Source organism: Paenalcaligenes sp. DL 463 (assembly GCF_057475185.1).
Genome location: NZ_JBYBKX010000001.1, coordinates 1,164,177 through 1,185,109, shown reverse-complemented (window position 1 = coordinate 1,185,109; position 20,933 = coordinate 1,164,177). Strand labels below are relative to the sequence as shown.

The following is a 20,933-nucleotide window of genomic DNA, read 5'->3' as shown; positions in this document are numbered from 1 at the left end:
ATTAAGAGTTCACCTCATTGTTAAGAGGACGCCACTGCGCTGAAGGGTTTCCGCCCATGCCCTGCTCGCGCTCGGACGTGGTGAATGCCACTTTATCTCGCACATACAACGGCATGGCCTGTTCAGGCAAAATGGTATCGCCGCGCGCTAACGCCTGCTGAGCCAACATCGCTACACCCTCAACCGTCGGTTTACTGGCTGGAGCGACCTTTAAATGGGGAATTAACTCAAGATCAGCGATCAAGTCGGGAAACGTCTCTGGCACATCACCGTTCAAACGTATCAAAACGTTAACGTCGTGCTGGCGTTGAAGTTGTCGTATCCATAAAGCCAAATGCTCGGTATCGAGCAGTATGGGCTCGTGTAACGTTTCCCACCGTTGCTGATCATAGCGATAAGCCGCTACATAGAGCTCACCCATTCGTGCGTCCAACGCTACCACCTCGATTTGGCCTTCTTGGGGATGCTCTGATACCGCTACTGCGAGTAACGACGGTACCGCAATAACCGGTAGCTTCAAGGCATAAGCGATACCTTGTGTCACGCCACAAGCGACTCGCAAACCGGTAAAACCGCCAGGGCCTTGTCCAAACGCGACTGCCGTTAAGTTAGCACGCACCAGCCCCGCTTCTGCCAGCAGCGTTTCCACCATCGGCAGTATGCGTTCGGCGTGCTCGCCACTTCCTTCGTGTTTTTGGACCAAAAGCCGCATAGGCTGCTGATTCTCTGCGCTTAATAGCGCGACCCCACAAACTTGTGTAGAGGTTTCTAAAACCAATATGTGCGTATTCATCCCGCCATTTTACTGTGTGGATGACGTTCGTGGCGTTTTATAGGGACGACCGTGTGGATAACGCGTCGGGGCTGCCCCCTTGCGACATGCAGCCTGAATCGCTCAAAAAGGCATTTTTACCCAACCAACAGGTCAAACATTTTTTTTCACGGATTAACAAAGATGTACAAAGCAATGTAAATAAAGCCTTTACAAGCTCTGTTACATCTATAGAATAGAAAATCAATGAAGCTTCAAACGTATGGACAAACTGGTATTTCCCTTAAACTTCGTACTAAACGCTTCAAGTGTAATATTTTTCTACCGACCTGTACGAGCCACTCGGAGCCTGTTACATTTTCATCATGAATACGCAGAATCAACCCCTATCCCGCAAGATCCTTGTCGTTGACGATGACCCCCGCCTTCGGGACCTGCTTCGTCGCTACCTTTCTGAGCAAGGCTTTAATGTCTTTGTTGCAGAAGACGGTAAGGAAATGTCTAAGCTTTGGCAGCGCGAGCATTTCGACTTACTCGTACTTGACCTTATGCTTCCCGGTGAAGATGGACTTTCCATCTGTCGTCGCCTACGTGGTGGGCACGATAACACCCCAATCATCATGCTTACGGCCAAGGCCGAAGAGATTGATCGAATCGTTGGCCTTGAAATGGGTGCTGACGATTACTTAATCAAACCATTCAACCCTCGCGAGCTGTTGGCTCGGGTGAATGCTATCTTGCGTCGTCGCGGTACTGAAGAACACCCCGGTGCGCCAAGTCAAGAAAACGAATCCATCGAATTTGGCCCTTATGTGTTGAATTTGTCGACTCGTACCTTGACCAAAGAAGAGGAAGTCGTGCCAATTACTACCGGTGAGTTTTCGGTATTAAAGGTGTTTGCTCGACATCCTAAAATCCCACTCTCGCGCGATAAGCTAATGGAACTAGCACGAGGACGTGAATACGAAGCCTTTGATCGTAGTCTGGACGTACAGATCTCTCGCTTACGTAAGCTCATCGAGCCCAACCCGTCAAAACCTGTGTTTATTCAGACTGTGTGGGGCTTAGGTTACGTCTTCATTCCTGATGGTGGGAACTAGCGCCTCGCCCCGTGAATGGCCACTAATTTAGGTACGCCCAAATCGGGGTCTGGCACTGTCAGACCCCAAAAGTCGTCTCGTTTCCGACTCGGCTTATTTAGTCGATCCTTTCTTTTGCTGGCGGCACTTATGCTGGTCAGCTTAGGCGCTTGGCTGCAAGTTTTTTTTAGCATGGAAGAAGGCCCTCGTGCGCGCCAAATGGCACAGCGCGTCACCACGGCCGTCAGTATCACGCGATCGGCACTGATCTATGCTCCCGGTGAAGACCGCCCTTCCCTGATGCTCGATTTAGCCACCAAAGAGGGGCTACGGGTACAACCACGCGAAGAAAGCGACGTACTGGAACCACTGCAACGCACCAACTATTGGCGTCACGTTTCTAAAGAGATACGTAACGGCTTAGGCAGCCAAACTTTAGTGATGTGGTCGGTGAACCAAATGCCGGGCATCTGGGTGTCGTTCGACATTGATGATGAGCAGTATTGGCTGGTATTCGACCGCGAGCAATTAAGCCTTACCGCCGGGCCCGAATGGTTGGGCTGGGCCGCGACAGCCTTATTGCTTGCTCTTATCGGGGCCGCTGTCAGTGTGCGTTTTGTGAATCACCCTTTGGCTCGTCTTGCTAAAGTGGCGCGACAGCTAGCCCAAGGAGAGACCCCTTCGCCTTTGCCCGAACGGGGTCCAAATGAAATACGCGATCTTAATATTGCGTTTAATCGTATGGCACGAGACATACGTCAAGCCGAGGCCGACCGTGAAATTATGCTGGCAGGTATTTCGCACGACTTACGCACACCGTTGGCGCGCATGCGACTTGAGATTGAGCTCAGTGCAGTCAGCGACGAGACACGTCATGCTATTGACGAAGACCTCGCCCAAATTGACCATAGTATTGGCCAGTTAATGGAATACGCTCGCCCTGCCAGCATCGCCCCCGAAAAAGGCATCAATATTTCTACGGTTTTACGCGAAATCTACGAGCGCGAGCGTTCACACACCGAAAGTCTGGGCGGACAACTGACCGCTCATATTGAAGACAGCCTCTACGGGCGTATTCAAGCGCACGATTTAAAACGGATTGTGGTGAACTTGATTGAAAATGCTCGTCGATACGGTAGAAGCCCTGTGGATGACAAGGCCTACATTCATCTCTCAGCAACACAAAGCGGCAACATCTTAGAGATTAGCGTCGAGGATCAGGGAACAGGCGTAGAGCCCCATGACATCGAACGGCTATTGCGCCCCTTCTCTCGCGGTGAGACTGCCCGCACTGGCGTCAGCGGAGCCGGCTTAGGTTTATCGATCGTAGAACGACTATTGGGTCACGTGGGCGGTAAGCTCGATTTAATCTCGCACCCGCCCCAAGGTTTATTGGCACGCATCACCATTCCCAAAATTCGTGTGCGTTCACCGCAAGACCGTAAAAGTTAGACGACGACCACGCCGCGTGTTTCTAGGCGCTGTCGCGCATGAGTAATACCACCACATTGGCGGCAATACCTTCTTTACGGCCCAAATAGCCTAAATGCTCGTTGGTTTTTGCCTTCACGTTGACACAGTTTTCAGGTACGTTCAGGTCAGCAGCGATATTCGCCACCATGGCTGGCGCATGCGGCGCCATCTTAGGTGCTTGTGCATGTACAGTGGCATCCAAATTAACCACCCTCCACCCCTGCTCTGCTACGATTGCCATGGCGTCACGCAATAACACACGGCTATCGGCCCCTTTGTAGCGAGGGTCCGTATCCGGGAAGTGGCGGCCTATGTCGCCTAAGGCGGCAGCGCCAAGTATGGCATCTGTTGCTGCATGCAGCAGTACATCGGCATCAGAGTGGCCCAACAGACCGTGCGTATGAGGAATCGTCACCCCACCGATAATCAGGTCTCTATTTTCGACTAAGGCATGTACATCAAAGCCATGACCCACACGTATTCCCATATTCACAACCATTTTTCCATAAGATTAAAATCTTCAGGCCAAGTCACTTTAAAATTACGATTTGACCCCAATATTAATAAGGGCTGGTAGCCAAGGTTTTCCACCGCCGACGCTTCATCCGTAACCTCAGTATGATGCTGATGTGCATGCTCTAAGCTTGTTAACAGCACCCCCGCTTTGAACATTTGCGGGGTTTGGGCAAGCCAAAGCGCTGCTCTAGGTACCGTTTTTTCTACTACATGTATGTTGTCTGATTCTGTTCCGCGCTTTATGGTGTCAGCTACCGGTTGGGCTAATAGCCCGCCTTGGTTTTTTTCGAAACAGCAATCAATCAAACGTGCCAAAGCGTCGATGGGCAGGCCTGGCCGAGCGGCGTCGTGCACAAGCACCCAATCATCGCTATCCGCATTGAGATCGATGAGGGCATTACGAACCGTATCGGCGCGAGTTTCTCCCCCGCAGTCTCGCCAAATGGTACGCTCAAGGCCTTTAAGGCTTTGCTCTACCCAAAGGTCTTGCTTGCTTACAATCACCCTGACCTGTGCTATGCGCGGATCACGCAATAAGGTTTGCACTGATCGCCTAAGCATCGGGACTCCCCCTAACAACTCGTATTGTTTGGGCTTGACCACTGCTGTGGTTAACGATGTTTTATGTCTTGCTCGCGCGCCAATACCCGCAGCGGGCACAATTGCAATTATTTTTTTGTTCATAAGCCAGTAATTCTACTATGACCACCTTGATGGATACTGAAATTCAAACATCACTTTCACTCTCCAGTACCAGTCAGGTGCTAAAAGCGCTTAAACCCGGCCAACGCTACGTTCAAGCCTTGCCGCCGGGTTCGGGGGATGCGTGGTTAATTGCCGACCTAGCGATCAAAAGTGCAAAACCAGTGGTTATTATGTGCAGTGACCCGCTGGACGCCTTACGGTTAGCCGATGAAATTCCATTGTTTGCTCCAGCGTTACGCGTGCGGCAATTTCCTGACTGGGAAACCTTAGCCTACGACAGCTTTTCACCGCATGAAGATTTAATCTCTTCACGCCTAGAAGCCATGAATGCCTTGCTTCAGAACAGCGTTGACGTCTTGACAGTTCCCGTTACCACCGCATTGTATCGCCTTCCACCACCTTCCTTTTTGGCCGCTTATACCTTTGCATTCAAACAAGGTGAAAAGCTGGACGAGGCGCAACTACGCGATCAAATGTTATTGGCGAACTACAGCCATGTAACTCAAGTCACGGCACCTGGCGAATTTTGCATTCGAGGTGGGTTAATTGATATCTTCCCTATGGGCTCGGTCTTGCCCTACCGCTTAGATTTGTTCGACGACGAGATTGAATCCATACGTGCCTTTAATGTCGACAGCCAGCGCAGCCTCTATCCCGTCCCATCGGTAGAGTTACTACCCGGACGCGAGTTCCCCATGGACGAAGCGGCGCGCACCCTATTTAGAACGCGATTCCGAGAAGTATTCGAAGGTGACCCTAGCCGAGCCCTACCCTACAAAGACATTGGTAATGGCATCGCTTTCGCTGGGGTCGAATACTACCTTCCACTATTTTTTGATCAAACCGCTACCTTGTTTGACTACCTTCCTACTGACTCCATTATTGTCAGCGAAGGAGACGTTTCCACCGTCATACAACAGTTTCATCACGAAACCTACGGCCGCTATCAGTTCTTGAAAAGCGATAACGAACGCCCCGTATTAGCACCTGATGCGTTGTTTTTAAGTGATGACGAGCTACATACTCACATTAAAAACTTTCCCCGACTCAGCCTCGTGAAAGGGGAAGACAATGACGAGTTCTCACCCTTGCCCGAAGTCGCCATCGCACGGCGCGCCGAAGATCCTGTCGCGGCGCTACGTCGGGAAATTACCGACGCCAGCCGCCGTACCGTGCTGTGTGCCGACTCGTTAGGACGCCGAGAAACGCTGTCGCAAATGCTTCAAGAATTCGGCATTACGGTGTCGGGTGAAAGCCGCGACCTGCAAAGCTTTTTACATTCCGATGAGCACTTTGCACTTGTTGTCGCTCCGTTATCACAAGGCTTTGCCCTGCACGATGCCGCCCTCAGCATCCTGACTGAAAACGACCTGTATCCCACTCAGGCACGCACCCAACGTCAACGACGAAAACAAGAGAATGCTACCGATGTAGAAGCCATGGTCAGAGACCTTTCCGAGCTTCGGGAAGGCGATCCGGTGGTACACACCCAGCACGGCATAGGCCGTTATTGCGGTCTGGTCGAAATGGACTTAGGCGAAGGTCCGGTCGAGCTTTTACACCTTGAGTACGCGAAAGCGGCAACCCTTTATGTCCCTGTCGCGCAGCTACACGTCATCGCACGCTACAGTGGCTCTGACGCCGACTCAGCACCCTTGCACCAGCTAGGCTCAGGGCAGTGGGAGAAAGCACGTAAGCGAGCCGCTAAACAAGCCCGAGACACCGCGGCAGAATTGTTAGACCTTTATGCTAAACGGGCTGCACGCACAGGCAATCAATACAAGATTCCACTCAACGATTACGAAAACTTTGCCGCTGGCTTTGGTTTTGAGGCGACACCTGATCAAGATGCCGCTATCGAAGCCGTCATGGACGATATGCGATCCAGCCAACCCATGGACCGCTTAATTTGTGGTGACGTGGGTTTTGGAAAAACAGAAGTCGCCCTACGTGCTGCGTTTTTAGCGGTGGCCAACGGAAAGCAAGTAGCCTTGCTGTGCCCCACCACCCTGTTAGCCGAACAACATGCGCAAACCTTTAGTGATCGCTTTGCTGACTGGCCGGTTCGGGTGGCCGAACTCTCGCGCTTCCGTTCAGCGAAAGAAAGTAAAACCGCCATCGAAGGCTTAGCCTCTGGGCAAGTTGATATTGTCATCGGCACTCACAAGATTCTTTCAGAAAGTGTACGTTTCAACGATTTAGGTCTGGTTATTATTGATGAAGAACATCGCTTTGGGGTGCGACAAAAAGAACGCTTAAAAGCATTACGCTCTGAAGTCGATATTCTGACCTTAACCGCCACCCCCATACCCCGTACCTTGGGCATGTCGTTGGAAGGAATACGCGACTTCTCTGTTATTGCCACCGCACCGCAAAAGCGCCTGGCCATTAAAACCTTCGTACGTCGTGAAGATGGCAGCACCATTCGCGAAGCACTATTACGCGAACTGAAACGAGGCGGACAGGTCTACTTTTTGCACAACGAAGTAGAAACCATTCAAAATCGACGCGCCAGATTAGCTGAACTGGTGCCCGAAGCAAGTATAGGCGTGGCCCATGGGCAGATGCCCGAGCGCGAACTTGAAAGCGTCATGAAAGACTTCTACCAAAAACGATTTAATGTGCTGCTTTGCACCACCATTATCGAAACAGGTATTGATGTCCCCTCGGCAAACACCATCGTCATCCACCGAGCGGACCGCTTAGGTTTAGCCCAGCTACACCAATTACGCGGACGCGTGGGTCGTTCACACCATCAGGCTTATGCCTACCTACTTACACCGGGCGAAGACGCGATCACCAATAACGCCAAAAAACGCTTGGAAGCCATTCAAGCCATGGAAGAATTAGGGTCGGGCTTCTTTTTAGCCATGAACGACTTAGAAATTCGCGGCGCGGGTGAAGTGCTGGGCGAATCACAGTCAGGAAACATACAAGAAATCGGCTTCTCTATGTATTCCGATATGCTAAATGCCGCCGTCAAGTCATTAAAATCGGGCGAAGAGCCTGACTTAGACTCGCCCTTTAACGCTGATTGTGAAGTTAATTTACGCGTTTCAGCGTTGCTACCCTCGGATTACTGCGCCGACGTGCATGCACGATTAGGGTTTTATAAAAAACTATCGCACGCCAAAGACGCAGCACAACTGAATGAACTGCAAGAAGAGCTCATCGACCGTTATGGGCCATTGCCTGAAGCCGCCAAAACCTTGATGGCCGTACACAAGCTGCGTATTGCTGCTGAGCCCATTGGTATTACTAAAATCGACGCTAACGCTGAGTACGCCACCTTGCAGTTCTCGAATCAGCCCAATGTTGACCCCATCACCTTGATAGAACTGGTACAGACTCATAAAACGATCCGCTTCGCAGGCTCTGATCGCTTACGTATCACCTTCAAAGAAAACAGTGACCTGTTGACTCGCGTGTCACGACTGCTTGAGGTCTTAAGCTTAATTTCGCGTCCGAACTCGTAAGCTGGCCATTTCAAGCCATCAAAGCAAAGACCCTCTTTCTTTCTAGGGCTAGCTCAACAAAAAAAAGCGGGCTTCTGAATGACACAGAAGCCCGCTTTTTTATACTGCACACCAAACAACGTTGCGTTCAACCCAACCCTTATCCTTAATGACTTAAACGAAACCAGTTTAAGATTCCGTCTAAAGGAACGACGTTTAAGGCATACGCCGCCTGCTCTTGCACGACTGGCTTCGCCCGATAAGCAACAGAGAACGCGGCATGGCTCATCATTTTTAAATCGTTGGCGCCGTCACCCACCGCAATAATCTGCTCGGGGGTAGCATCCAGCTGTTTAGCTAAGCGAGCAACATGATCCGCCTTAACTTGTGCATCCACAATATCACCCAGCACTCTGCCCGTTAACGTGCCATCAACCACTTCTAAGGTGTTGGCATGAGTCTCATCTAAAGACAAACGCGCCTGCAATTTTTGCGTGAAAAACGTAAAGCCACCCGACACTAATAAGGTGTGCAATCCGTGTTTCTTTGCCGTGCTTACCAAGTTCTGTGCGCCTGGATTTAACTGCAAGCGTTGCTCGTAAACCGATAACAACGCCGATTCGGGTACACCCTCTAACAACTTCACACGACGAATCAAGCTTTCAGCAAAATCAGTGATTTCACCGCGCATTGCCGCCTCGGTAATGGCGGCCACTTGCTCTTTACGCCCCACTGCCGCTGCAATTTCATCAATGCATTCGATGTTAATTAGCGTGGAATCCATGTCCATCGCTAAAATTTTACATTCTCGTAAAAGCTGGATGTGCTCTAAAAAAGCAAAATCAATGCGAGCACGCTGGCACTCAGCTGCCACCTCGGCTTTCACCGAGTTATCGGCTCCTAAAACCCGTACCGCTGTCGGGCCAAGCTCTTGTACACCATCTGCACAAACCATTGCAGCGATTTTTTCTACCGTGGCCTGATTCAGCGTCGGTGATTGAAGTATTAAATGAGACATAATTTCAGACGGAGCACAAAAGTAATACGCTTTAATCGCTTAAAAGCAATCAGCAACGTTAACAGTAAGTAGAAGACGCCAAACAGCGTAACGGGCTATTGTATCCCGCAAGCGTAAAAACAACAGGTGCAAACGCAAGCTTATCGTCACCAACTTCACTGTAACTTGTGCCAATAACCGAGCTAACGATATGATGGGTGCTATCGCCCCTATTCACAGGTAGGCCATTGCTTAAACAGGGCCACACCCTACGCTGACACCAAGGACCAACGCATGACACAACATTGGCCAACGTATCGCATACAAAAACTGCTGGATGTCCCCAAGCCCCTAATCTTAGCTCCTATGGCCGGAGCCGGCGGCCTAGAGCTTGCGCTGGGTGTAGCGAAAGCCGGAGGCCTTGCCTCATTACCCTGTGCGCTATTAGATGCGGCCACCATACGCGAACAAGTGAACGCCTTTAGGGCGGCCTCTTCCCAAGCCTTTAATCTGAACTTTTTCTGTCATGCCCCGCACGACGTCGATCAGGACGAGCAACAGCGATGGAAAGACACGCTACAGCCCCACTATGAAAAAGCAGGGCTCGATAGCCAACGTATCAAAATAACCACGCCACGCGCTAGCTTTAACGACGAACTGTGTCGTCTCGTTGAAGAACTTAAGCCTCCGGTGGTGAGCTTTCATTTTGGTTTACCAGCCCCAGAACTGGTAAACCGCATAAAAGCCACTGGTGCCGTGATCATGTCAACGGCAACCAGCGTACGAGAAGCGAAACACCTAGCAGCAGCCGGTTGTGATGTGATCATTGCCCAAGGGGCCGAAGCGGGCGGACACCGTGGCATGTTCCTTGAATCCTCTAGCGAGCAACAGTGCAGCACCATGGCACTGGTTCCACAAATAGTGGATGCGGTCACCTTGCCTGTAATCGCGACAGGCGGCATTGCAGACGGCCGAGGCGTCGCTGCAGCCTTTGCATTGGGTGCCTCAGGGGTGCAACTCGGCACTGCTTACTTAAGTTGCCCTGAATCGTTAATCTCTGAAGTCCATCGAAAAGCGCTGGCGCAAACAACCGAAAGTGCAACGGTCATTACCACGCTATACACCGGTAAGCCCGCACGCGCCATCAACAACTATGCCATTCAACAACTCGGCGCGAAACCGGAAACAGTCCCCACCTTCCCCCATGCCTCGCATGCCATTGCTCCGCTGCGCGCACATGCCGAGCAGCAAGGACGCGGTGACTTCTCACCACTTTGGGCTGGGCAGGCCGCCGGATTGAACCGAGCCTTAGCCGCCGATGAATTAACCTATGTGATATGCCAAGAAGCCTTAACGCGAATGCATTGGCTAAAGTGCTGAAGCACTTATTGGCGAGAGAGTTGGCGGGATTAAGCTCCCGCCAATGGTGACTAGCTAGATGCTTTACGCTTTGCCGTCGTCGAAGCGGCTGAAGCCTTAAGGCTTGCGGAATTCGCCTGAACAACACGGCGGCGCTTAACCAAATAGCGGAATACGTAGCCTGGATAGCCCAAAACCACATACAAACATAAGGCAATCGCATAGAATTCCCAACCCTGTGGGAAAGGATTACCAATGCTGGCTTCAAACGCAAAACCTAAAACACCCATCAAACAGAAGAAAACGAACATTTCGATAAGACGATCGAGTACGCTTTTATGAATCGGATGATGGCGTTGTACGTAACCTGGAAAAGTGAAAAGCAACGCGAACAACGCAACGACACCCACCACGGTTAATACCAAAGGCATGGCAGAGTTAAAGAAACTCTGCGCGATATAGCGGTGGGCAACGTAGGCAATGCTGATCATTACCGCCAAAAACAATAATGAACGAGCGATTCGATACAGGGCAGAACCCGCAGGTTCGCCCTGTTGCTGCCATGGCATAAAAACTAAAGGGCGTTGCGTAACGAAGGTTAAATTAGCCGTAACAAGCGACAACCCGATTAGCATCCAGACAGCTACACTTTGATTCATGAATAATACCGATTAAAACCGTAATGATTCCTGTACAACTTGAATACAAAGCGTCAATAGACCACCGGGCAAAATACCGAAGATAAAGATCAATAGACCGTTTAACGACAGTACACCACCTGTGGCCCAACCTAGGTTTAATGGCTGTTGTGCAAGCTCTTCATCGGGCTCTTCAAAGTACGCCACTTTCACCACGCGAATGTAGTAGAAAGCACCGATTAAAGACATCACCACCGCAATCACCGCAATCGCAATATGTCCGGCACCCACAACCGCTTGCAGAACGCTAAGCTTTGCGTAGAAACCAGCCAAAGGTGGAATCCCAGCCAATGAGAACATGGATAACAACAGTACCAATGCCAACAATGGATGACGGCGATTTAGCCCTTTAAGATCGCTAATGTTCTCGCACTCGAAACCTTGACGACTTAACAACAAAATCAAGCCAAAGGTACTTAATGTGGTCAACACATAAATGATCACGTAGAACAAAGCCGAACCATAAGCCTCGCTAGCCACAGCACCGTCAGCCCCTACCCCAGACATCAGCCCCAGGAACACAAAGCCCATGTGGGAAATCGTAGAGAACGCCAGCAGACGCTTAAAGTTCGTCTGCATAATGGCGGTTAAGTTCCCGATCACGAGTGAGGCTACAGCCAACAACAACAACATTGGCTGCCAGTCGATAGCAATACCGTGTAGTGCTTCGACTAACAAACGTAAGGTGATCGCAAAGGCCGCAATTTTTGGAGCCGCTGCAATAATCAAGGTCACCGTTGTGGGAGCGCCTTCGTAAACGTCAGGTGTCCACATGTGGAAAGGTGCGGCCGTTAACTTAAAGGCCAAACCTGACACCACAAACACCACACCGAATACCAAAGCTAGACGCTCTGCCCTGCCTTCTGACACAACCGCGGCGATTTCACGTAGATCTAAGTGGCCTGTAGCACCGTAGATCATGGACAAACCGTACAACAACACACCCGACGCTAAAGCACCCAGAATGAAATACTTCATTGCCGCTTCAATCGCAGGACGGTGTTCACGACGTAATGCCACCAACGCATACAACGCAAAAGACATGAGCTCGACGCCCAAGTAGACCATCAGCATATTACCGGCTGAGATCATCAACATTTGCCCTAGCAGCGCCATCAGCGTAAGCGAATAGATCTCTCCGCCATTTTGCATCATGCCACGGTTTTCAGCGTAGGCACGACCGTAAATCAAGGTGGCCGCCACCGCGATATACGAGGCAATCTTCAGGAAGTGAGACAGTGAATCTACAAGATAGAGCCCATGAAAGGTGCTTCCGGTAACGCCGCTGTTCCATTGCCAGCACGAAACCAACACCATCACCACTAAACTACCTAACGCTAAAACGAAGGTATTTTGACGGTTTACTTCTTTACTGAACGCATCAAATAACAGCACGCCCAATGCCAAGATTAAAAGCAGAATCTCGGGCAGTGCCAAAGCGAAATCAAATGAGTTTTGCATAATGTTCCAGGTCTACAGTTTCGATACAGCAACATGCTGCAACAGTGCATCAACCGAGACGTGCATGACTTCCGTAAACGGTTTGGGATACACACCCATGAACAACACGGCAATGGCCATAACGCCCAAGACTAAGAACTCGCGTCCGTTAAGATCTTGCATGTTACGTACGTTGTCATTCGTCACAGGACCGAAAGCCACACGCTTTAAGAGCCACAACGAGTAGGCTGCACCAGTAATCAACGCCGAAGCGGTTAAGAGACCGATCCAGAAGTTGTACTCTACGGCCCCCATAATCACCGTGAACTCACCAACGAAACCACTGGTGCCGGGAAGGCCGCAATTCGCCATTGAGAACAGCACGAAAAACGTGACGAACCGTGGCATAACGTTCACCACACCGCCGTAATCGGCGATCTCTCGCGTATGCATACGGTCGTACAACACCCCGATACACAGGAACATAGCGCCCGATACGAAACCGTGCGAAATCATTTGAATGATCGCGCCTTCTAGGCCCGTTTGGTTAAAGACGAAGAACCCTAAGGTCACAAAACCCATGTGCGCTACGGATGAGTAGGCCACCAGTTTTTTCATGTCTTTCTGAACGATCGCTACCAAACCAATGTAGATAACGGCCACGAGTGACAGGGCAATCATAAACCCTGACAAGCTGTGTGAGGCGTCTGGAGCAATAGGCAGCGAAAAACGCAAGAAACCATAAGCACCCAGTTTCAGCATGATGGCTGCCAACACGACTGAACCACCAGTAGGTGCTTCAACGTGAGCATCCGGCAACCACGTGTGCACTGGCCACATCGGCACTTTTACGGCAAATGCCATAAACAAGGCCAAGAAAATTAACACTTGCGGTTGGAATGCCAATTGCACATTATGCCAATCTTGAATCGCAAAACTTCCACCGGAAGCGTGCCATAAGTAGATGAAGGCAATCAGTGTCAGCAACGAGCCCAACAAGGTATATAAGAAAAACTTGAAGGACGCATAAACGCGACGCGGCCCGCCCCAAACACCAATAATGATGTACATGGGGATCAGCGTAGCCTCGAAGAAGATGTAGAAAAGCATCCCATCTTGCGCTGCAAACACACCCACCATCAAGCCCGATAGAATCAGGAAGGCACCCATGTATTGCGCAACGCGGTTGGTGATGATTTCCCAACCGGCAATCACAACAATCACCGTAATGAATGCCGTGAGCAATACAAACCACAGAGAGATCCCATCAATACCTAAGTGATAATTCACCGCAAAGGTTTGAATCCAGGGAGCAATCTCTTGAAACTGCATGTTCGCCGTAGACGGATCGAAACCCGTGTACAGCGGGATTGTTACCACGAAACCCGCAATCGCCCCAATTAAGGAAAGAGTACGAGTGAACTCAGGCCGCTCGTCTCTGCCCAATGCCAGAACCAAAAGTCCGGACAAAATGGGCACGAAAATTGCGAGCGATAACCAAGGAAATGTAGAAGACGCCATATCGCTTGCCATTATTGAACCGTCAGCACGAAAAAGGTTAGGAGGGCCATAATGCCAAGAATCATGGCAAAGGCGTAGTGATAAATAAAGCCTGACTGGATTTTGCGAGAAGCCGCAGCAATCCAGCCCACTACACGTGCGCTGCCATTAACGATGAAACCGTCAATAAGGCCAGCGTCTGCCCCTTTCCAAAGGCCGGTACCCAAACAGCGGGCACCGCGTGCTATCACTTGCTCGTTGAACCAGTCCACGTAGTACTTGTTCTCTAGTACCTTGTTAATACCCGCGGTATTACGCTTAATCGCTGCCGGTACGGCAGGATTCACAAGATAGCAGTACCAAGCCACTACAAAGCCGGCCACCATTAACCAGAAAGGTACCGTCACAAAACCATGTAGACCGTAGGCCACCCAATCAACCCAATGGCTACTTAAGTCGGCCATGGCCGTGTGCTCTGGTAATACGGTAATCACGCCGTCAAAGAAGCCACCAAACAAGAGTGGATCAATAAACCAAATACCGGCAATGACGGAAGGGATAGCGAGCAATACTAACGGCAACGTAACCACCCATGGAGACTCTTTAGGATCGCCCTCTAGTACATGATGCTCGCCTAAGGCTTCAGGAGTTGGATTACGGAAGTTTTCTTTGCCGTGGAAAACCAAGAAGTACACACGGAAGGAATACAACGAGGTCACAAACACACCGATCAGTGTGGCGTAGTAGGCAAAGTTAGCGCCCCATAAGCCACTTGCTGCCGCAGCACCTGCCGCTTCAATGATGTGTTCTTTAGAGTAGAAGCCCGAGAAAAACGGTGTTCCTACCAATGCAGCCGTACCCAGTAAGAAGGTAATCCACGTTACAGGCATGTACTTACGCAAGCCACCCATAGCACGGACGTCTTGATTATGGTGCATACCAATAATGACCGATCCCGCGCCTAAGAACAGCAAGGCTTTAAAGAACGCGTGAGTCATCAAGTGGAAGATAGCAACTGAGTAGGCAGAAGCCCCTAGCGCCACCGTCATATAACCCAACTGTGACAAGGTGGAGTACGCCACCACACGTTTAATATCGTTCTGGATAATACCCAATACGCCAAGGAACAAGGCACCGATCGCACCAATTACAATGATGAACGACAACGCTGTTGGCGATTGCTCGAACACAGGTGAAAAGCGAGCCACCATAAAGATACCCGCCGTAACCATCGTTGCGGCGTGAATCAACGCCGAAATAGGCGTAGGACCTTCCATGGAATCTGGCAACCATGAGTGCAGAGGTACTTGAGCTGATTTACCCATTGCCCCAACAAACAGTGCAATGGAAACCACAGTCAGAAGCTGCCAATCTGTACCTGGGAACGTTAAGGTCGCTAGGTGCGAAACCTGCTCGAAGATTTCCCCATAGTGCATGGTACCGGTGTAGGCATAAATTAAACCAATGCCCAACACAAAACCGAAGTCACCCACACGGTTAACCAAGAAGGCTTTCATGTTGGCAAAGGTTGCCGAGGTACGGTCAAACCAGAAACCAATCAACAGGTAAGAAACCAAGCCCACCGCTTCCCAACCGAAGAATAACTGCAGCATGTTGTTAGACATGACCAGCATTAACATCGAGAAGGTAAAGAGTGAGATATAGGAGAAGAAGCGTTGATAACCGGGATCGTCAGCCATATAGCCGATGGTGTAAATATGCACCATCAACGATACGGAGGTAACCACCACCATCATTAATGCCGTTAAGGTATCGATTAGAAAACCGATTTCCCAACTGATATTAGCGATGGTAATCCAGGTGTACACCGCACCATCAAAGGTTTGGCCGTCCAGCACTTGTAGCAAAACGGTGACCGAACCAATGAAGGAAATTAACACTCCGGCAATGGTAATTAGGTGTGCTCCGGTCTTACCAATAGCACGACCTAAGAAACCCGTGCCGAACAGGCCGGAAAGTAAAGCACCAACCAGCGGCGCAAGAGCAATTATTAAATATAGACTTGGTGAGTTCATAGTGTATGCGTTCCCATCAACCCTTGAGCTGGTCAAGTTTATCTACGTTAATCGTATTCTGATTGCGGAATAGCAAGACAAGAATCGCTAGGCCGATAGCCGCTTCAGCAGCCGCTACGGTGAGCACGAAGAAAACGAAGATTTGCCCGGAGGTATCACCAAACCAGGAAGAAAACGCGATAAAGTTCATGTTGGCCGAAAGCAAAATCAGCTCTACTGACATCAACAAAATCAAAAGATTACGTCGGTTCAAGAAGAAGCCAAATAATCCAATGGTGAACAGTATGGCACCCAAAACCAAATAATGAGCCAAGCTAAGTGTCATCATTGTTTGTCTCCAGCATTTCCCTCTACCTGATGAGTCGTTGATGAACTTTCGGTTTGTGAAGCCATGCTAACGATGCGTAAACGATCTTTGGCACGTACTTTCACCTGATCGGACGACACCGTGCGCTTCACATCAGCACGTTTGCGTAGCGTCAAGGCGATGGCTGAAACCATGCCAACCAACAGAATGACGCCACCCACCTGTACAGCGAAGATGTATTCCGAATACATCAGCTCGCCCAACACGCGTGAGTTGTTGTAGTTTTCAGGCATGATCGCAGCAGGCCCAGCGTCTACCCAGGCTCGGGTTAACACAAACGCCATTTCTAAAATCATGATGCCACCCACGATAAGGCCTAAAGGCAAATAAGCCTTCAGCCCCTCGGTGATGGACGGCATACGCACGTCAACCAACATGATCACAAACAGGAACATGACCATTACAGCCCCTACATACACTACGACCAGTAGCAATGAGAGGAACTCGGCACCCAATGTCATCCAGATCATGGCCGCTGTGAAGAATGCCAAAATCAAGTGCAATACCGCTGTAACGGGACTACTTGCCGTCACCACTCGGAAAGCGGCAACCACGAGTATCAGCGCCAAGACATAGAACAGAACAGTAGTAAAAATCATAAAGTCTGACCTCGGCTTTAGCGATAAGGAGCGTCTTCTGCACGACGCTTAGCAATTTCAGGCTCGTAACGATCACCGATCGCCAACAACATATCTTTGGTGTAGTAAAGATCGCCACGTTTTTCACCGTGATACTCGTGAATATGAGTTTCTACGATGGAGTCAACTGGGCAGCTTTCTTCACAAAAACCGCAAAAAATACATTTAGCTAAATCGATGTCATATCGAGTGGTACGACGTGTGCCATCATCCCGTTCGTCGGATTCGATGGTAATCGCTAACGCAGGACACACCGCTTCGCATAACTTACAGGCAATACAACGCTCTTCGCCGTTAGGGTAACGACGTAAAGCATGCAACCCGCGAAAACGAGCGGAGGTAGGCGTTTTTTCTTGAGGGTAATGCAGCGTTACTTTACGACGGAAAAAATACTTTCCGGTAAGGCGCATCCCTTTGAGCATCTCGGACAGCATCAAGCTGCCGAAAAAATCTTTGATAGCTTCCATAATTAGCCCCCGTGCCCTATTGCCAGATGTTCCACGGCGTTTGCATCCAAATCGCAACCAAGACTAACCAAATACCGGTGAGCGGAATAAATACTTTCCAGCCCAAACGCATAATTTGGTCGTAACGGAAGCGTGGGAACGTCGCACGGAACCACACAAACATTGAAACCACTACAAAGGTTTTCAACCCTAGCCATAACCAGCCGGGAATCCAAGTAAATGGTGCGAAATCTACGATTGGCAGCCAACCACCTAAGAACATGATTGAGGCCAACGCCGACAAGAAGATCATGTTGGCGTACTCGCCCAGGAAGAACAGGGCAAAACCCATACCTGAGTATTCCACCATCGGACCGGCTACGATTTCGGACTCACCCTCAACCACGTCAAAGGGGTGACGGTTCGTTTCTGCCACCGCGGAAACCACGTAGACAACAAACAGTGGTAACAAGGGCAACCAGTTCCAAGACAGGAAGTTAAGTCCGCGATCAGCAAACATACCGCGATCTTGGCTGAACACGATTTCACTTAAATTTAAGGTACCCGAAACCAGCAAGACCGTAATCAGCACGAAACCAATGGCTAACTCGTAAGAAAGTACCTGAGCCGCTGCACGCAAACCGCCCAGCAATGCATACTTAGAGTTAGAAGCCCATCCGGCAATAACGACCCCATATACACCTAAAGAGGTAATGGCCAAGATATAAAGCAAACCCGCGTTAATGTTAGCCAAGACAAGCTCTGGCCCAAACGGTATGACTGCCCAAGCCGCCAAGGCCGGCATCAGCGTTACCACTGGAGCCAAAACGAATAACACTTTATTCGCTTTAGCTGGAACAATAACTTCTTTGGTTAACAGCTTAAATACGTCAGCAAAGGGTTGTAGAAAACCGCGATATCCCACACGGTTTGGGCCTTTACGTGCATGCATAAAACCAATCATTTTGCGTTCCCAGTACGTTAAGTACGCAACGCAAATAATGATAGGCAAGGAAATGCAAACAATCTTGATTAAGGTCCACACCACATACCATGCGGTCGGGCCGATCAGGCCCTCACCAAAACTTTGAATAGCAGACAGCAATTCCATCTTATGCACGCTCCACTGTCAGTTGACCAAAGCTGCTACCTAATGCAGCAGTTTCAGCAAAAGCCGTTGCCACGCGCACACAACCGTTAGCGACGGTGTTATCCAGCTGTACTAGCAACGCCGCGGCACCTTGTGCGGAACGAACGTTGACTGCATCGCCGTCTACTAAAGCTAATTGTTCAATAGTTTGTGCGTTCATACGCGCGGTGGGCGATGCGCTAGCAGGTGTCTGCTGCAACGGTAACGAGCGGCGAACTAAAGCATCACTGCGATAAATTGGCACATCCGCTACACGCTCAAGGCCTTCAGGTGCAGCAACCAGAGCCGGAGCTGCATTAATCACGTTGCTAAGACGAGAAGCCACACCACCTGACAACACTAAATCACGCACGGACTCGGAGGTTTCATCATCGAAACCTTCAAGCTGGAACAAGTTACCCAATACACGCAATACTTTCCAACCTGGACGGGTATCGCCATAGGGTGCAGCAGCGCCCTTAAAGCTTTGAACGCGTCCTTCTGCGTTCACGAACGTACCCGACGTTTCTGTGAAAGGAGCAATAGGCAACATGACATCCGCCCACTCTTCTGCCGCACTACGATACGAGGTTAGCGCAACCGAGAATGTCGCTGATTTCAATGTTTCTACAGCACGAGCCCCTTGATCGCTATCGAAACCAGGCTCGGCGTTCAACACAATATAAGCACGTAGTGATTGCGCTAGCATTTGCTCGGCAGTCAATGCACCGCTGGCTGGAACCGCACCGGCCAGATAACCGCCGACCGTATTACCACCTGCACCAAGGAAACCTAAGGTAGCGCCTGTAGCCTTAGCCAATACCGCTGCATTGGCAGCGATTACGCTAGCTTGATCACTTGATACCGCCATATTGCCAAGCAAAACAGCGACTTTCTCGCCAGAAGCAAGGCTGCTTGCAATGGTTTTTGCGATATCAGAAACCGCTACATTGCTAAATGCGGCGGGAACCTCTTGGTTGGCTGCTTCAGCAGCGGCCACACACACTTCAGCAACCGCATTGGCCAATTGGCTTGGAGCCACTGTCATGCGACCTGCAATACGCTGGAAGAGCGGATCGTCAGCAGCGGAGTCAATAAAGGAAACCTGAGCGCCCAACTTAACGGCTTGACGTAAGCGTTGTGCCATTAGTGGGTGATCTTTACGCAAGAACGAACCCACGACCAACACACGGTCAACTTTATTCAAATCAGCAATGGGCATACCTAACCAAGGCGTACCCACTAAAGCCTGATCTAAACGAGCATCAATTTGACGTAAGCGGAAATCAACGTTCTCTGAGCCCAAAGCGCGCACAAGGCGTGCCAATAAGGCCAGCTCTTCAGTGGTTGCGACTTGGCTACCAATACCGCCAATTTGATCTGCACCAAACTTTTCGCGTACGGCATTAATGCCGTGTACGACAAACTGTAGCGCATCGCTCCAGGAGGCTTCACGCCATGAACCGTCGTTCTCGCGAATCATGGGATGAGAGAGGCGGTCTTCGGTGTACAGGCCTTCGTATGAGAAACGATCACGATCGCTGATCCAGCATTCGTTAACGTCTTCGTTTTCGTAAGGCAGTACACGTAACACGCGATCCATTTTTGCCTGTGCAACCAGATTCGCCCCTACGCTATCGTGAGGACTAACGGTGCGACGACGGGCAAGCTCCCACGTACGTGCTTGGAAATGGAAAGGCTTAGACAGCAATGCGCCAACCGGACACACATCAATCATGTTGCCGGACAGCTCGGACTCGACCGCTCTGTCGACAAAGGTCGTGATTTCTGCGTGTTCACCGCGGTTCAACATACCGACTTCTTGCATGCCGCCGATCTCTTCACCCACACGTACGCAACGCGTACAGTGAATGCAGCGCTGCATTCCTTCGGTAGAGATCAGTGATCCCATGTTTTTCGCTACAACCACGCGTTTCTCTTCTTTATAGCGTGATTGTGATGCGCCGTAGCCCACAGCCAAGTCTTGCAACTGACACTCACCACCCTGATCACACACTGGGCAATCAAGGGGGTGGTTAATGAGCAAGAACTCCATCACGCTTTTCTGAGCAGCAATGGCTTTTGCGGAACGAGTGTGCACCACCATATCTTTGGTTACTGGCGTTGCACACGCGGGTAACGGCTTGGGTGCTTTCTCTACGTCTACTAAGCACATGCGACAGTTCGCCGCAATGCTGAGTTTCTTGTGATAACAAAAATGCGGCACGTAAACCCCAACGTCTTGTGCAGCTTGGATAACCATGCTGCCTTCTGGGGCTTCCACTTTGATGCCGTCGATGGTGAGTTCAACCATTAGTTTGTC

General features: G+C 50.3%; 17 protein-coding genes. 4 read left to right on the top strand and 13 right to left on the bottom strand.

Annotated features, from left to right (window positions below):
• Nucleotide 1: 1 nt before the first annotated feature.
• Nucleotides 2-793: a tRNA (adenosine(37)-N6)-threonylcarbamoyltransferase complex dimerization subunit type 1 TsaB gene (tsaB, locus tag AC2UZI_RS05490; RefSeq protein WP_486942803.1), complete on the bottom strand. Its 792-nt coding sequence runs from the start codon at nt 791-793 to the stop codon at nt 2-4.
• Between the two features lie 344 nt (nt 794-1,137).
• Between tsaB and ompR the strand changes: the two genes are divergently transcribed.
• Both ompR and AC2UZI_RS05480 read left to right on the top strand, forming a co-directional pair.
• Nucleotides 1,138-1,872, top strand: coding sequence for an osmolarity response regulator transcription factor OmpR (ompR, locus tag AC2UZI_RS05485; RefSeq protein WP_486942802.1), 735 nt, complete (start codon nt 1,138-1,140; stop codon nt 1,870-1,872).
• Nucleotides 1,873-2,001: 129 nt separating this feature from the next.
• The gene (locus AC2UZI_RS05480) at nt 2,002-3,303 is read left to right on the top strand and encodes a sensor histidine kinase family protein (RefSeq protein WP_486942801.1); all 1,302 of its coding nucleotides are present in this window, start codon (nt 2,002-2,004) and stop codon (nt 3,301-3,303) included.
• Nucleotides 3,304-3,325: 22 nt separating this feature from the next.
• Here the strand turns inward: AC2UZI_RS05480 and ispF are convergent, their stop codons facing one another.
• Nucleotides 3,326-3,817, bottom strand: a complete 492-nt coding sequence (gene ispF / locus AC2UZI_RS05475) for a 2-C-methyl-D-erythritol 2,4-cyclodiphosphate synthase (protein WP_486943722.1) — start codon at nt 3,815-3,817, stop codon at nt 3,326-3,328.
• Nucleotides 3,814-4,524, bottom strand: coding sequence for a 2-C-methyl-D-erythritol 4-phosphate cytidylyltransferase (ispD, locus tag AC2UZI_RS05470; protein WP_486942800.1), 711 nt, complete (start codon nt 4,522-4,524; stop codon nt 3,814-3,816). The genes ispF and ispD overlap by 4 nt, the downstream gene beginning before the upstream one ends.
• Nucleotides 4,525-4,541: 17 nt before the next feature.
• On the opposite strand from ispD, the gene mfd reads away from it, so the two are divergent.
• Complete coding sequence (gene mfd / locus AC2UZI_RS05465) at nt 4,542-8,021, top strand: transcription-repair coupling factor (protein ID WP_486942799.1); 3,480 nt, start codon at nt 4,542-4,544, stop codon at nt 8,019-8,021.
• Between the two features lie 145 nt (nt 8,022-8,166).
• Here the strand turns inward: mfd and serB are convergent, their stop codons facing one another.
• Nucleotides 8,167-9,018, bottom strand: a complete 852-nt coding sequence (serB, locus tag AC2UZI_RS05460; RefSeq protein WP_486942798.1) for a phosphoserine phosphatase SerB — start codon at nt 9,016-9,018, stop codon at nt 8,167-8,169.
• Between the two features lie 273 nt (nt 9,019-9,291).
• Between serB and AC2UZI_RS05455 the strand changes: the two genes are divergently transcribed.
• The gene (locus AC2UZI_RS05455) at nt 9,292-10,377 is read left to right on the top strand and encodes an NAD(P)H-dependent flavin oxidoreductase (protein WP_486942797.1); all 1,086 of its coding nucleotides are present in this window, start codon (nt 9,292-9,294) and stop codon (nt 10,375-10,377) included.
• 50 nt (nt 10,378-10,427) lie between these two features.
• Here AC2UZI_RS05455 and AC2UZI_RS05450 read toward each other — a convergent pair whose 3' ends face one another.
• The 9 genes from AC2UZI_RS05450 to nuoG are packed head-to-tail and all read right to left on the bottom strand — an operon-like array spanning nt 10,428 to nt 20,924.
• Nucleotides 10,428-11,015 (bottom strand): DUF2818 family protein, encoded by a 588-nt coding sequence (locus AC2UZI_RS05450; RefSeq protein ID WP_486942796.1) that lies wholly within the window; start codon nt 11,013-11,015, stop codon nt 10,428-10,430.
• 12 nt (nt 11,016-11,027) lie between these two features.
• On the bottom strand, nt 11,028-12,518 hold the full coding sequence (gene nuoN / locus AC2UZI_RS05445) for an NADH-quinone oxidoreductase subunit NuoN (protein WP_486943721.1): 1,491 nt from the start codon (nt 12,516-12,518) through the stop codon (nt 11,028-11,030).
• Nucleotides 12,519-12,527: 9 nt separating this feature from the next.
• The gene (locus AC2UZI_RS05440; RefSeq protein ID WP_486943720.1) at nt 12,528-14,030 is read right to left on the bottom strand and encodes an NADH-quinone oxidoreductase subunit M; all 1,503 of its coding nucleotides are present in this window, start codon (nt 14,028-14,030) and stop codon (nt 12,528-12,530) included.
• Complete coding sequence (nuoL, locus tag AC2UZI_RS05435) at nt 14,027-16,030, bottom strand: NADH-quinone oxidoreductase subunit L (protein ID WP_486942795.1); 2,004 nt, start codon at nt 16,028-16,030, stop codon at nt 14,027-14,029. Before nuoL ends, AC2UZI_RS05440 begins: the two co-directional genes overlap by 4 nt.
• A 16-nt stretch (nt 16,031-16,046) precedes the next feature.
• Nucleotides 16,047-16,355, bottom strand: coding sequence for an NADH-quinone oxidoreductase subunit NuoK (gene nuoK, locus AC2UZI_RS05430; protein ID WP_486943719.1), 309 nt, complete (start codon nt 16,353-16,355; stop codon nt 16,047-16,049).
• Nucleotides 16,355-16,996, bottom strand: coding sequence for an NADH-quinone oxidoreductase subunit J (locus AC2UZI_RS05425; RefSeq protein ID WP_486942794.1), 642 nt, complete (start codon nt 16,994-16,996; stop codon nt 16,355-16,357). Before AC2UZI_RS05425 ends, nuoK begins: the two co-directional genes overlap by 1 nt.
• A 17-nt stretch (nt 16,997-17,013) precedes the next feature.
• Nucleotides 17,014-17,502, bottom strand: a complete 489-nt coding sequence (gene nuoI / locus AC2UZI_RS05420) for an NADH-quinone oxidoreductase subunit NuoI (RefSeq protein ID WP_486942793.1) — start codon at nt 17,500-17,502, stop codon at nt 17,014-17,016.
• 16 nt (nt 17,503-17,518) lie between these two features.
• Nucleotides 17,519-18,592: an NADH-quinone oxidoreductase subunit NuoH gene (gene nuoH, locus AC2UZI_RS05415; RefSeq protein ID WP_486942792.1), complete on the bottom strand. Its 1,074-nt coding sequence runs from the start codon at nt 18,590-18,592 to the stop codon at nt 17,519-17,521.
• Nucleotide 18,593: 1 nt separating this feature from the next.
• Nucleotides 18,594-20,924 carry an NADH-quinone oxidoreductase subunit NuoG gene (gene nuoG / locus AC2UZI_RS05410; protein ID WP_486942791.1) on the bottom strand — a complete coding sequence of 777 codons (2,331 nt, stop codon included), beginning with the start codon at nt 20,922-20,924 and terminating at the stop codon, nt 18,594-18,596.
• Nucleotides 20,925-20,933 lie beyond the last annotated feature (9 nt).